Genomic DNA, 14,361 nt, shown 5'->3' on the forward strand with positions numbered 1-14,361 from the left:
TGCACGCCGCCGTTATTGCTATTTCTTATTTGCTGCCTAGAACCGATTTATATAACTCATTCGCTTCCTTCTCCAACTGCGCGCCGCCCATGTCGTTCCACTGCTTGACGAAGTCGTCGAAATACGATAAAGGCTTGTCGCCCCTTATGATCTGGGCGTAGACGTCCAGCTTCAGCTTCGTCAAATCAGCCCAATATTTTCCTGATGATGGAAGTACATCGGATTTACCAAAGATGTCCCACACCGGCTTGTTATACTTGTTCAGCAGCTCAACACTCGATTTCCCAAGTGCTTTCTCGAAAATTACTGGAGCAGGACCGCCGGCAAACAGCGTGTCGAAGTTGTTCTTCAGCCCCTCAGTCGCAAGCTTGGCGACGTCATCGTAAGGAGGCAGGAACTTGATGCCACTCTGCGGGTCGGAAGGCGTGTTGTAATCCCACTGTGTGCCTTTGACACCTACACCGGCATCCAGGAACACCTGCTCGTCATTACGCATCGCTTCCATAACTTCAAGCACTTTCTTGACTTTCTCCGGCTGCTGTTCCATCTGCTTGCCGAAGGCGAAGACACTGCCCGCCGTGCCCCATGCCCATCCGCCTTGCTTGCCTTGGGGGCCTTTCGGAAGTGGAGCCACTTGGAAATCTGCATCTGGCGCAATTTTTCTCATCGAGGAGAGCGCAGATTGGGGGTTGCTCGCGTCGAACGCAGCCATTGACGTACTGTGGGTATAGGCAACCTTGCCTTCAATCAGCTTCTTGTCCAAATCTTTGCCGGTAACGAATTCCGGATCGATGTAGCCCTTTGCGTACCAGTTCGCCAGCAAGGTCAGCGCTTCTTTCGCTTCTGAAACAACCGCACCATTGACCACCTTGCCGTCCTTCAACATCCACTGCGTCGGCATGACGCCGTAAGCGCCGAAAATGGACCAGAACTGAAAATAATAGGAGTTTCCATTGGTCGACATGCCGTAGACGCCGATTTGTTTCAGCTTGGCGAAAGCAGCCGTCATTTCGTCAATCGTTTCCGGAATCTTGTCTACCCCCGCCTTCTTCAGCAGGTCCATTCGCCAGCCTTGCTTCGCATTGAACTGACCCGTGTAGTACGTGGTTGGCAAGCCGTAATTTTTACCGTTAAGATTCGAATAGAACCAGCCCTGCTTCGCAAAGCTATCCAACACAGCTTTCGTTTTTGGCGCATACTGCTCGATCGATTTCACCGGCATCTCGGCGATCAAGCCCTGGCTTGCATATTTGAACAATTGATTCGGATCGTAGATGAACATAACATCAGGCACGTCGCCCGAAGTAAGCAGAATTTGCTGCTTCTGCACATAGTCGGCCTGTGGAATTGAATAATAGTTGATTTTGACGTTGAATTTCTCCTGCAGCACCTGAATGGTTCGAGAATTGGGAGTCAAATCTGCCGAAGGCACCATCCATTTAATTTCTATCGGCTTGGTTGGTGCTGCTGTTCCCGCGCTCGGCGAAGCTGTGGATTCGTTTGTTCCCCCTCCATTCGAGCATGCCGTAAGCGTCAGCGAGCAGACTGCAACCAACGCCGCCCATCCTTTTACCCCTCTTTTTGCAAACATCTCGTAACCTCCTGTATAGATCTGGTTATGGTTATATATCGGCATGTCAGTTCCGTTGTGCAAGGCCTCTACGCCTATCCTTTCACCGAACCGAGCATGATGCCTTTGACGAAATACCGCTGGATGAACGGATACAGAAACAAAATCGGAAGTGTCACAGCCACGATTGTAGCCGCCTTGAGCGATTCCGGTGTATATTCCTCGCGAAGCCGATTAATGTCCTCGCCCGGTGTCAGAGACACCGTTGCATCAACCACGGTTCTGCGCAAGAATAGCTGCAGTACTTGCCATCGGTTGTCCTGGGTGTAAATCAGCGCATCGAACCAGTGGTTCCAGTGAGCGACGCCGACCCAGAGCGCCATGACGGCCATCACTGGCACCGACAGCGGCAGCACAATGCGCAGCAGTACCCGCATTTCCGATGCACCATCGATACGCGCTGACTCAATAATCTCAGCTGGGATCCCCTCGAAGAAATTGCGCATCACAATCATATTGAACGCCGATACCGCTCCGGGCAGTACAAGCGCCCACAGGGTATTGAGCAAGCCGAGATTTTTCACCAGCAAAAACATCGGAATCGTACCTCCACTAAAAAGCATGCTGAAGACGAACAACTTCATAATCAGCTTCCGATGCGGGAACGTGCGCCGGGACAACGGATACGCAATCATCGCTGTCATGGTCAGCGAAATCGCGATGCCGACACCTGTGCGAATCAGCGTGTTGACGTAAGCCGACACCAAGTCGGGATGCGCCAGCACCTTTTCGTACGACATCAGTGTCGGATGCAGCGGAAACCAGTAAAATTTCATCGCCATCGCATCTGCCGGTGTGCTGAACGAAAGCGTAATGATATAAAGCAGCGGATACAGCGTCGTCAATCCGAAAATCGTCAAGAAGAGGGCATTCAGCCCGTCAAACGTTCGCTCGCCCCAAGTTGTTTTCACACTCTCCACCCCTTTCCGCTACCATAGTCCCCGCTCCTTGTCGTACAGCTTCACGACCGCATTGGCGACAAGCACCAAGGTCAGTCCTACCGTCGAATTAAATAACCCCGCTGCAGTGCCAAGCTCGTAGTCCATCGTGAGTAGTCGACGCAGCACGTAAGTATCGAGGATTTCCCCAACACTCGAGGTAGGCGGCGTCATCAGGTTGTAAATTTGGTCAAAGCCAACAGACAAGAAATGACCGATTGATAGCAAGTACATAATGATGACAGTCGGTGCGAGCGACGGCAGGCTAATATGCCAGATGCGCCGCCAGCGGCTTGCCCCGTCGGCAATAGCGGCCTCGTAGAGACTTGGATCAATGGAAGCCAATACTGCAAAGTAGACAATCGACCCCCAACCTGCGGATTGCCAGATGTCCGTTAGTACAATGGTGCCGTAAAAATAGTCAGGCTCAAGCAGCCACAACTGCTCCGAAATGCCGAATAGGCTAAGCAGTTTGTTGAATCCGCCGTCACTGCCAAGAAACGGAAATAGAATACCGGCGAGTACAACCCACGAGAAAAAATGCGGTAAATATGTCACCGTCTGAATTGTCCGCCTAAACCAGGTTAACCGAAGCTCATTTAGCAGCAAGGCAAGTACAATCGGCGCTGGAAACACAAACACCATTTTCAGAAAAGCAATCAGCACCGAATGACGCAATGCGTTCACAAAGCCGTTTCCCTTGAACAAGCGTTCGAAATTCTCCCAACCAGCCCAAGGGCTGCCAAGAATGCCCTCTGTAATCTGAAAGTGCTTAAACGCGATAACAATACCGTACAGCGGCACATAGCTGAATAATAGAAATAACGCCAGCCCGGGCAGCAGCATCGCAATCAATGCTCGGTGCTGCTTGTAAACGCGCCATTGCCCCTGCCATCTGCCTGCCTTTCCTGGACTGGCGGTCCCCGGAATCGCGCGCCGAATTTCCATTTTGTTCGATCCTCCTTTTTGCATGACGCTCGTTCCTCCTTCGTGCATGACCTGCGTTGTCTTATATCGGACAGCCCGCAAATGCGGTTGCGGATAGTTACTCCGAAGCTCGCCGCATGGGGCCATCGTGTTGCCGATGACATCAGCTTACGGCTGCTTCCGATATCAACGCAATCGTCACATTTTCGTGGCCCTGGAAAAAGAAAATGCGCCGCAGCCGTGGGGGCTGCGGCGCATTTCGCGCAATTAGGAACGGCTCCGCAGGCGATATTCGCCCGGCGTCATTCCTTCCGATTTTTTGAATACTCGTATGAGATGCGTGGCATTGCCATAACCGATCTCGGCGGCAATGTCGGCGATGTTCAGCTCCGTTTTGAGCAGCAGTGATTTCGCTTTGTCAATTCGGAATCGAGTAACATATGTAATGAATGTTTCTCCCCAGTGTTGCTTAATCAGCTCACTCAAATATGAAGGGGAGAGGCCAAGTTGATCGGCAGCAAGCTGAAGCGACAAGTCCTGTGCGTACCGTTCCTCAATTAGTTTCTTCGTCCGTTCCATAATGGTTTCCATACGCAGACGCTTCAACCCATTCAAGAAGTCGATCCCCGGCCTAAGGACGGTTTCGCTGAACCAGTCGCACATGGCAAGGGAGCCATTTAACTGGGCAAATTCCGCGTAAAGGCTCCGACCGGGAAACGTCTGGGTTAAGTCAGGGTCGTACTCCTGCAGCAGCCGGATGACAGAAACCAGTAGTTGCATCGCATACGTTTTGATCAACGCAAATGGAAGTCGGCTGCCGCTAAGTCCGTCGAAGAAGGTATTCAGCTCCTGTACAGCCTGACCGCGGTCACCTTCGCGAATTGCTGCGAGCAGTGCACTTTCGCATTCAGCCGGATACGGCACGGAAACCGCCGTCTCCAGCTCTCTCCCCCCTCGAACTACCTCATTGCCCACCTTCGGCCAATTTTCCTGCAGCGCATATAGTGCGTCTTGATACGAGCTGGACAGCTCGCGGAAATCGGTAATCGATCTGCCGACAGCAATTGTCACCGTCTGCTTCAGGTACGACGAAACCGCATAGCGAATCGACTCCGCCGCTCGGACTGTTTCACGATCAGCTTCATGTTGCGGCATGTTTAGAATGACGGCCACGTGCTGACGGGAAATGACGGTTTCCGTCGCAAACTTGTCCCGAAGCAATTCCTGGCTGATATTCGCCACGGCGAATAGGAACAGTCGTGTATCCTCGCCGCTGCTAAAGCGTGAGGTCTCGCCAGTCTCATCCATCTCCGCTACGAGCACGCTAAACATCGGGTCTGGAAAGAGCTCCATCTCGGCTGGTTTCTGCCGCAGCCACGGGTCCATGCCCGCTTTATTGCCAAGCAGCGCGGACATGAGGAAATGGTCGCGCAACACCGGCAGCTGGCTGCTCCATTGCGAACGTACGTCTCCCATTTCCTTGAGCAACGCTGCAATGCCGTTCTCGATCCGGGCGAAGCCCTCTGCATAGTCGGAGTCGAACGGCTCCGGCTCATCCTCCGCGTTCGCTTCTCCCTTGCCGCGCAGCGTCAGAAAGATCCTCCGCAAACCGCTTTGAAATCGCCGTACATTGAAATACGCGACAAATAAGGATAGCAGTGACAGTGCAGCCGTTGCGGCAACAATCCATATTTTAAGCAACTGTGCATTGTGTGAAGCCGCATCCGCAGGGATCAGCATGGCATATAAGAAGCCGTATGCCGACGAGCGTTCGGTCGTCACGTACATTATTCCGGCTTCCGTATCCAGTTTAACCGGCCGGCTCTCTTCCGGCGCAACGCCGGCTGTCAGCATAGCTCCAATTGAGTCAGGATTCTCCAGCCTCAACTGGCCAGCCTGCACAATCATCTGCCCCGCCTCTGACATGACGAGCAGGCCGCCACGGCTGTCGAACGGAAAGGAGCGGATCATCTCGGTGATGACGCTGGTTTTGATGTTGACGATGAGCGCTGCGTCGGGCTCCTCGTAGAAGTATGGAAGCGGTAACACGTAGGTGAGCGCCTCCGCGCTTTTGCCTGCTTCGCGCCCCATAGCTCTAGGCGTAATCCACAACTTCGATTTGCGTTCTGTCGCAGCTTGCTGTAAAGTCGGCATCCATGATGTATCTGTGAAGCTTTCCAAGTCGAACAGCGTATTGGACGTCAGAACAAGCTTCTGCTTACGATGATAGAGATAAACCGAGTCGACCGCATGGATCGAAGACGTAAAGTTGACCAGGTCGCGTCTGATGTCGTTGACCGCCTGCAGCGTACCGAGCGCAGGGGCTTCCTGGATTTTGACAAATTGAAGCATCCCCGCCTGCAGCGAGAATTGTCCCGTCACTTCCTCAATTTGCCGAAGCAATTGGTCCACTTGCTCCTTCATCTGAGCAATCGCTACATCGGACGTACGCTTCACTTCCGCCTCGATCAGGCGAAGGCTCGTGTAATAGCTGAATGTCCCGAAACCGATTACAGGTACGATCGAAAGAAGCAAAAGTAAAGCGATTTGACGTTGTTGAATCAGTTTGCGAAAAAGGTTCATACTCTTATCACCGCTCTTCGTTCCATCTGAATGGTCTGTGCGGCTTTATTATAGCAAAGATCGGTTTTCATCGGCATCTTCATCTTTTCGGAACCGTTCTCCCGCACCAAAAAACGGCGTAGCAAAGAGCCCAAGAGGTCCTGGGCTCTTTGCCGATTTCCATTTGCGGGCGGCTTTACGCTTCATCTACACGGCGGGATGGGCCGAATTCCCGTCTTCCAACGAACCGCTGCTTTCAGCCAACATTGCCGCCAACAGCATCAACAGTAAACCTTGGCCGTAACCTTCTGCCCGATTCTGCGCAATGACATGGTACTCTCCAGCATGCTTCTGCACCCCTGTGCCGGCGGATACGCCTCGGAATACGCCTTCCCAGTCCACATGCGCAAGCGCAGCACGCGCAGCGCGGTCGGCCATCGCCGCATAAGCTTCGTCCACATTGCCGAAGCGCAGCGCCCGCTTCACGGCATACGCAATGCCGGCGGCGGCGGACGTTTCCAAATACGTATTCGGATCATCGATCACCGTCGTCCACAAACCGGACATGTCCTGATAGTGAGACAAGCCGGCCAATTGCCGTGCCAAAATCTCCTTAATTTCCTTCCGCGCAGGCTCCGTTTCCGGAAGCAGCACAAGCAGTTCCGCCGACACAATGGCAGCCCACGCGTTGCCACGCGCCCACAGGCAGCCTATCGGTCCATTCTTGCGCTCGTCCCATCCGTGATAATACAAACCGTTCGCCTGCTGCAAATGACGCACATGCAGGAAATATTGGTGGAGTCCTTCCTCGACTGCCGCCCGATCTTCGAACAATAGCCCCGCCTTAACCAAAAACAGACCGGCCATGAACAATGTATCCACCCACATCTGCCCGCCGAAGTTCGTTTCCACAAGCGTATGCTCGAACGCACCGTTATCAAGCCGCTCCGCCCTATGCAGCAGAAAATTGGTTCTCGATTTGATCATATCCGCGTAACGCGGTTCGCCCGAAGCGACATATAGCTCGATCAGCGAAAAGCACGGCGCTGTCGCATTAACCGTTTCGAAGACGCGTCCTTGCGTTAATTGATCGTCAATCCACGTTTTCAAATATTGCAGCAGCGCTTCGTCTTGATTCGTCTTCCATAACGAAACCAAACCGTACAGCGCCACGCCTTCGCTCCAATTCCATTCCGCCATCGGCATCCGTCTCGTCGCTTGCGAGACCTGCCCGATTATTGCAGCCAAACTCCGCGACATGTCTACTCCTCCTTCAGTCTTATGTCCGGCTCCAACCGTAAGCCAATCCCGATTTCATTTCAATGGTCATTTTTTTGGAGCGTCACAAACGCAGTCTTCCCCCGAAATAAAATTCCGAGGGAAGGCTCAAGATCATGGAAGCGTTACGATTGAAGCAGTCAGCCTGTCGCGGGCAGCGTTACCTGCTGCATCGACAGCTTCCACTTGAAACGCGTAAGCTGTTCCCGGCAGCAAGTCGTCAAACGTGCACATGGTAGCGTTCGATACCGTCTCATGGAGCACACCGTTTACATAGATGCGGTACGATACCGACATACCCGACGTATCGACAGCCGACGGCCAAGTCAATTGCGCTTCCGTGGATGTCACATCAGTAACGGACAGTCCGCCGCTACCTCCCTGCCAGTAAGGCGCCCTGACATCCGCATACGCATTAGTCGTTGTGACAGTGTTGAGAGAGCCTGCGTCCACGACCGGCGCCATGACGTTCGTGAAGCTGTTGCCGCTCAGCACCTGGCCGTAAATCGCTTTCGTCAGCGAAATCCCTGTTTTTAAATTGACAAACTTGTTATTCTCAACAATGGTATTTCTAACGGCCGGCACATCGAACGTACTGCCTTTCACTGCTCGGACGAAGAAGCCTGAAGCGTCGGCATTCTGATCAGCCACCAGTCGGTTATTGCGGAATTCGCTGCCGAAAGCTTCAACCGCATACGCCGTATTATCGGCTTGCACCCCTAGTCCGAAGCCTGTACCTGGCAGGGAATCGATCAGCGTATTGTTATCGAAACGTGTAAAATACGTATTGTTTAATCGGCGCTGCGCCTCCGAATTGAAGCCATATGTAACGGCTCCGCCCATATTGATCAGCACATTGTCAGCCACAACGTTGTCAAAAGAGTTGCCGTATAAGGAAATCGGGCCGCCGCCGTCCATGCCGGTATTGCGGTACACCGTCCCCCTGGCGTTTGGAATAACGAAAGTAAATTTACTCGTCCGATCAGGTACAATAGCCCATGGCGCTGACACCGACATCGTATTCCCGATCACTTGTGTCACATCGCGCACTTGCCCGATGCCCCGGCCGCTCAGGATGACAACCGCCAATTGGCCGTAACGATGCGGATAGCTGTAGACGTTGCCGCTCACCGTTGCTCCGACACTGAGCGGAGCGATTGGTGCTACGGTCAGCTCCGTGCTCCCTGCCCCCAATACTTCACCATAATTGAACGTGCCGCTTGGCGATTCATTTAATACGATCTCGCCATCGGTGTTATCTCGTTCCCCCGTGCTGATCCCTTCTATGATGTTACCCCCCACATAGTAATCCGATTTGACGTTGAAGCCATGGATGTCTATGCCGTCCGCCGGATGCCCGATCAAGTGGTTGTTCTCATCGATCACATAGCGGGCCAGCATGTGCGTTGCTCCGCTTGCATATTCAAACGTATTGTCGCGCACTTGGGCATAGGCGTTGACATAGCCTGTCACAATACTCGCTGCCCGGCCTTTGAAATCATTGCGGACAAAAGCCACATGCTCGTCGGCAATGATGCCGACAGCACTCGCTTTACCCGTCATCGCCTCCAAGGGCGTATCAATGGCAACCTCCGCAACGAACAGTTCACTCGCGGTGCGAAGCGAATTGTCTGTCACTGCAGTCCCCCACGCATGCCCAAGCCAAATGAAGAAATCCGGATATACCGATGGAGTGAATACACCCAGTGTCATACGTGCCACCCCTGCCCGACCAACGGTTTGGCCATCGCCAGAAGAAACGATCAGCGTACCCGTACTGGTGCCGGCGTAGGCGAGAACCGTATTCGCCTGGCTTTCACCCAGCAGCACGACGCCAGCAGGAAGCCGTATCGTTGATACCCGGTAAGTTCCGTTCGGGAACCATACGACGCCACCGCCATCCTCATTCGCCTGATCGACAGCGCTTTGTACCGAAGCAGTGTCATCGGTTGTGCCGTCGGCCGTAGCGCCGAAATCCGTCACATCGTACACGTCGCTCCAACGAAAATTCTTCGCCCAGCCCACACCAAGATCGAGCGGATCGTCGCCCGCTTCCGTCACGGTCAGGAGCTGGCCGTTATCCAGCCGCACCCAATTGCCGTCTGTGTGATTGCGCACCTCGACCCAATACGCTTGCGGCGGGGCCTCGTCAATAACAAACGTGACCGCGAATGGGTTCAGCTGATCGATCGGCATTTCGTACACGCTGCCGGCAACACTCTTCAGCCTGACCGCCGTATCGGCTGCCACACCGCCGAATTCCCGCGCGTCAAAATTGCGACCGACCAGCTTGATCCGCTGTCCGTCAAACGCTTCCCTCTCCGAAATAAACAGCGGTCGCGGATCGTTCAGCGGCTTCGCTTCGCTCCAGCCGTACTCATTGCGAACCCATACAGCATAGGCTACCGGGCTCATATCTGCCGGCAAGCGCGATACGACGAAAGCACCCTGATCGTCCGTCTGCACGACATCCAGCATGCGAGCACCGGCGGACGGCGCACTGGCGCCAAGCTCCGCATAATCGTCGATGGCAACTTCAACGGCGGATGCGGTTATGCCGTAGCCAGAGATGGTAAACAGCGTGCCGGGAGCAACCGCATCAGACAACCGCAGCACGACGGGCGGCTGTTCCCAAGCTTCTACTTGAACGATCAGCGGAATCGCGTCCGTGCTCCCCGTCAACAACTGAGCATCGTCGACGGCAAAAACAGCCTTGATCGTATAAGAACCCGCATACAACGGCGTATAATTGACTGTGATTTCACCATTGGCATCCGTTACACGGGAACCAACGTCGCTGTCGATATACGTGCCGACATGTTCGCCTTCCATTTCAAAGGCAACCGTCTGGCCAACAAGCGGAGCACCTGCACTGTCCTTCAATACGGCGCGAAGCTGCACGGTTTCGTTCGGATGATCGACGACGAGCGATGCGTCTTCAAAAATCAGGCTTGTCGTCTCGTAAGCGGGAATCTCAACCGATGCTCGCGCTGCAATGTCCGAATAGCGGAATTGGCGAATGCTGCGAATGCCATATTGATAAAGGGCGCCCGGCTCCAGATTGGAGTCGGTATAGGCATCCGTGCCTGAACTAATCGTAGCAATGCGGGCAAAATCGGCATCGCCCTGCTTTTTGCGCAGGAGAATCGCCTCGTCGCTTCCGGCAGCCGTCCACGACAAAGCCACCTGACGCGTGCCTGTATTTACGGCTTGCAGATCCGACACGGTCGGCGCAATCGGCGTATCGAAGAAGATTCCTTCCACATTCGCTTGCGTACCGGCAAGTTTCGTAAACCGCAGCTTGAAGCTGCCTCTCACCAGATAAGAGACGTACTTGCCGCCATTGATCGTATCCACCGTCTGCACATCCAGCACATTGCCGCTGGCGTCCAGCAGTTCAAACTTCTCGACATTCACTTCGGTCGACCCGAAGTCCGTCGTGTAGAAGCTCACCTGATGGGGGGTGTTGTCCGTCAGCGTAAACGAATGCGTCAGCGTACTGTACGTGTAGACCGTAATCATTTTGCGAATGCTGCCATCTGGCATCCGGAGTGCACGCACGTCAGTGGATGGATTCTGCACGACATTGTAACCGTTGCTGCCTCCGAGCGTATAGGCACTCACATACGAAGGAAGGCTGGCGATATGCGCCGGCGTCGTCGCGTCCTTGCCGGATGCGGACGTTGCTGTAAAAAACGGCAGGATGTAGCCGTCACTGCCATAGGTACCGATCCAGTTCCCCTTGGTTACCGTATCCTGCCCCAAATAATAAGTCGGAACGGCTATAGTCATGGCCGTTGAGGTTGGTCCATCCTCGCTCCAGTTACCCGCTGCGTCACCGGCTTGTACGCGGAACGTGTACCCTGTCTCCGGCGCAAGGCCAGTCACATCGTAGGCATAGACACTACTACCTACAGTTGCAAGCTGCGTACCGTCGCGGTAGATACGGTACTGGGTCACGCGCTCATTGTCCATTGCGGCATTCCAGGCCAGATGAACCCCGTTCGCCATCTCCTGCGATGCGGTTAATGCGCTGCCGGTCGGCCATACTGGCGCTGCCGTATCCGGTATCGCCGGCGCATCGAAGAAAAAGCCTTGGGCCGGCGCTTGCGAACCCGCTTGCAATGTCACGACCAGCTTGAAGCTGCCCTGCACGAGATACGTCACATATTTGCCGCCGTTAATTGTCGCAACGGTCTGTGAATCGAGCACAGATCCAGCGGCGTCGCGCAATTCGAACCCCATCTGAACGGACTCCGTCGTGCCAAAATCGGTCGTATATACAGAGAATTGATGCGTTTCGCTATCAGACAGCGTAAATGAAACAGACATCGTGTTGTACGTGTACACGGTAAACCGTTTGCGCGTACTGCCGTCCGGGGATTGCAAACCACGCGGATCGGCCTGATTGCCGGAAACCCAATAGTTGGATCCCGCTTTTGTGTAAGCGCTCACATATGGTGGCAGTTGCACAACGTCGGTGGCGAGCGGATTATCTCTGCCGCTCGTAACCGTCGTGGCGTAATAAGGGAGTAAGTAGCCTTCACTGCCGTACGTCCCCACCCAATTGCCTTTCGTCGTTGTATCCGTGCCCACAAAGGAAGCGGCGGATGCGCGAGCCGCCTGCGGCCCAAACGTCATACCGCCAAAGACAAGCGATAAGATCAGTAAATAAACAAACCAACTCCACTTCTTCATTCTCGGGTTCAAAGTCATTTCCAACGATCTCCTCCTTTTTAAACTGTACAAATGAGTTCGCCTGATTCCTGGCGCAAGTCCACTTAGCGCCCCTCCAATTGTTGCATGTATCCAGCCGAATGCAGGCAAGCCTATTCTACGGGAGATGCCTATCGCAAATATATCATCAAAAATTCGGCTACCTTTGAACGCCGCTTCAACATAACGTAAATCGTAGCTTGTTGTTCGAATCGACATGATCTCTGCGCTGTGATTTTATGCTATCTGCATGTTTTGCTCGTATCTACTCTTCTTGTTGAGGGCTATATATAAACACAAAGAGAGGCTTTCGCCTCTCCTTAACGTTTCGTCTTATACAATAATGCATGAATGGCAAGGCCTTAGCCCCTTTTCTTGTGATAATTCATAAAGTTCTTTAGCTTCCTCACTTGAAAGAGTTAAAGGTTTTTCCGAAAGTAGATGCTTCCCATGCAGTAACGTTTGTTTATTTATTTCAAAATGAAGGTGATTAGGTGCAAACTCAAGGTTTGCTGACTTCTCTTCTATAAACGAAATACATATTTAATAGGTATTCATCCCTTCACTGCCGAACTGGAAAATCCTTGAATGATGTACTTCTGCCCTAAGAAAAAAACAATCAAGAGCGGTACTACCCCTGCAGTCGCTGCCGCCATCATCAAGTTGTAATCGACGCCAGCCTCCAACATGAAATTCTGCATGCCGATGGGCACTGTATACAGCTTTTTGTCGATTAAGAAGATTAGCGCATTCTCATAATCGTTCCAATTCCAAGTAAAATCTATAATCGCGAACGTAGCCAGCACCGGCTTTGAAAGTGGCAAGAACATCCGGGTAAAGATCAAGATGTGCCCCGCTCCGTCGATAAAAGCCGCTTCGGAGATTTCCTGCGGGATCGTGAGAAAAAACTGGCGAATCATGAATACCCCAAATACGGAAAACAAGCCTGGCAGAATCAAAGCCCAGTGAGTGTTATAGATATGCATCCAATCAAACATGATAAATTTAGGGACAAACAGTACCTGCTGTGGAATCATCATAAGACATAAATAGAGGAAAAAGATTTGGTTTCGACCCCTAAACTCAATTTTGCTGAATCCGTAAGCCGCCAGAGCTGCCAAAAGAGGTGCAAGTATCATAAGCGTAACGGAAATTTTGAGTGAATTTAGATAAAACATGAGAAATCCATCGCCTGTCGTCCACACCTTTATGTGGTTCGTCATGACAGGATTCAGCGGAATCCATTGAATCGGGTAGGTGAAGACATCCTTCGGCTTCTTGAACGAGGTGCTGATCATCCACAACATCGGTGATAGTAACAACAGGCTTAGAAAGGCCATTATGATGGTGTTTAGTCCCTTAGCAACTCGATTTCGGAGTGTCCGGCTAACACTTGCATTCATGAGCATGCTCCCTCTTTAATTAATAGTGAACCCATCTTTTCTGTCCCCACCATTGGAGGAGTGAAATGAGTAAAATGAGCAGAAACATCGTCCATGATATCGTTGATGCAAAGCCCATTTCATAGAAACTAAATGCTTTCTTATAGGCATAGATCGAGAACACCGTTGTGCTGTTAGCCGGCCCGCCTTGTGTGATCGCGTAGATCATGCCAAATCCTTTAACAGCACCTACAAATCCAGTAATAAGTAAAAAGAATGTGGTCGGACTAACAAGCGGCAGAATGATCTTGAAGACCATATGATTTGCCCTTGCACCATCCATCCGGGCTGCCTCCAGCAGCTCCGTCGAAATATCTTGCAGCGCCGCCAAATAAATGATCATATTGTAGCCGATACCACCTACGGTTAACATAATGAGCACGGCAACCATAGCTGAGTCTGGCGAAGAGAACCAACGGGGCACATTCGTGACACCAAGTGAGTGTAGGAACGCATTAATCGGCCCATCGCTCGGCTGGAAGAGCACCATCCAAACGAAAGCGATCGCGATGCCGCTCGTAAAGTAAGGAGCGAAGAAGAACGCTCGCAGCGTCTTGCTCAAATACACCCGATTGTTAAGCATGATCGCAATCAGAAAGCCAATACACACTGCGACAGGTACGGGAAGCAAGACCAGCATTGTATTTTTGACAGAGATCCAAAACAATTCTTCCTTTACCATCCTGCGAAAGTTGTCTAAGCCAACAAACTGTGGTCCCTTGCCGCTGGAGAATACCCAATCCGTAAACATTAAATAGAACGAGAATAAAGCCGGAATAAGAAGAAACACTGTCATCCCAATTACGTTTGGAGCAATGAAAACGTACCCCAGCATGCGCTGCCGTTTCATCCAACTCATAAGATCACC

At 52.4% G+C, this 14,361-nt stretch carries 9 protein-coding genes; all 9 read right to left on the reverse strand.

Annotated elements, in window-relative coordinates; genetic code table 11:
- Positions 1-25 precede the first annotated feature (25 nt).
- Positions 26-1,591 carry an extracellular solute-binding protein gene (locus HQN88_RS16640; RefSeq protein WP_173114220.1) on the reverse strand — a complete coding sequence of 522 codons (1,566 nt, stop codon included), beginning with the start codon at positions 1,589-1,591 and terminating at the stop codon, positions 26-28.
- Positions 1,592-1,665: 74 nt separating this feature from the next.
- The gene (locus tag HQN88_RS16645) at positions 1,666-2,541 is read right to left on the reverse strand and encodes a carbohydrate ABC transporter permease (protein WP_173114223.1); all 876 of its coding nucleotides are present in this window, start codon (positions 2,539-2,541) and stop codon (positions 1,666-1,668) included.
- Between the two features lie 18 nt (positions 2,542-2,559).
- On the reverse strand, positions 2,560-3,540 hold the full coding sequence (locus tag HQN88_RS16650) for an ABC transporter permease (protein WP_246320283.1): 981 nt from the start codon (positions 3,538-3,540) through the stop codon (positions 2,560-2,562).
- 222 nt (positions 3,541-3,762) lie between these two features.
- Positions 3,763-6,078 carry a helix-turn-helix domain-containing protein gene (locus tag HQN88_RS16655; protein ID WP_173114226.1) on the reverse strand — a complete coding sequence of 772 codons (2,316 nt, stop codon included), beginning with the start codon at positions 6,076-6,078 and terminating at the stop codon, positions 3,763-3,765.
- A 186-nt stretch (positions 6,079-6,264) separates the two neighbouring features.
- Positions 6,265-7,317 (reverse strand): glycoside hydrolase family 88/105 protein, encoded by a 1,053-nt coding sequence (locus tag HQN88_RS16660; RefSeq protein WP_173114229.1) that lies wholly within the window; start codon positions 7,315-7,317, stop codon positions 6,265-6,267.
- A 132-nt stretch (positions 7,318-7,449) separates the two neighbouring features.
- The gene (locus tag HQN88_RS16665) at positions 7,450-12,051 is read right to left on the reverse strand and encodes a fibronectin type III domain-containing protein (RefSeq protein WP_173114233.1); all 4,602 of its coding nucleotides are present in this window, start codon (positions 12,049-12,051) and stop codon (positions 7,450-7,452) included.
- 333 nt (positions 12,052-12,384) lie between these two features.
- Positions 12,385-12,594 (reverse strand): Gfo/Idh/MocA family oxidoreductase, encoded by a 210-nt coding sequence (locus tag HQN88_RS37335; protein WP_173114714.1) that lies wholly within the window; start codon positions 12,592-12,594, stop codon positions 12,385-12,387.
- A gap of 11 nt (positions 12,595-12,605) precedes the next feature.
- Positions 12,606-13,454, reverse strand: a complete 849-nt coding sequence (locus HQN88_RS16675) for a carbohydrate ABC transporter permease (protein WP_173114236.1) — start codon at positions 13,452-13,454, stop codon at positions 12,606-12,608.
- Between the two features lie 19 nt (positions 13,455-13,473).
- Positions 13,474-14,352: a carbohydrate ABC transporter permease gene (locus tag HQN88_RS16680; RefSeq protein WP_173114238.1), complete on the reverse strand. Its 879-nt coding sequence runs from the start codon at positions 14,350-14,352 to the stop codon at positions 13,474-13,476.
- Between the last annotated feature and the right edge of the window lie 9 nt (positions 14,353-14,361).

Origin of the sequence: Paenibacillus qinlingensis (assembly GCF_013204845.1) — a bacterium.
Taxonomy (GTDB): domain Bacteria; phylum Bacillota; class Bacilli; order Paenibacillales; family NBRC-103111; genus Paenibacillus_E; species Paenibacillus_E qinlingensis.

Coding starts and splice junctions, on each gene's coding strand:
- HQN88_RS16640 (WP_173114220.1), bottom strand. CDS start 1,591: ATGTTTGCAAAAAGAGGGGTAAAAGGATGGGCGGCGTTGGTTGCAGTC.
- HQN88_RS16650 (WP_246320283.1), bottom strand. CDS start 3,540: ATGCAAAAAGGAGGATCGAACAAAATGGAAATTCGGCGCGCGATTCCG.
- HQN88_RS16655 (WP_173114226.1), bottom strand. CDS start 6,078: ATGAACCTTTTTCGCAAACTGATTCAACAACGTCAAATCGCTTTACTT.
- HQN88_RS16660 (WP_173114229.1), bottom strand. CDS start 7,317: ATGTCGCGGAGTTTGGCTGCAATAATCGGGCAGGTCTCGCAAGCGACG.
- HQN88_RS16665 (WP_173114233.1), bottom strand. CDS start 12,051: ATGACTTTGAACCCGAGAATGAAGAAGTGGAGTTGGTTTGTTTATTTA.
- HQN88_RS16675 (WP_173114236.1), bottom strand. CDS start 13,454: ATGAATGCAAGTGTTAGCCGGACACTCCGAAATCGAGTTGCTAAGGGA.
- HQN88_RS16680 (WP_173114238.1), bottom strand. CDS start 14,352: ATGAGTTGGATGAAACGGCAGCGCATGCTGGGGTACGTTTTCATTGCT.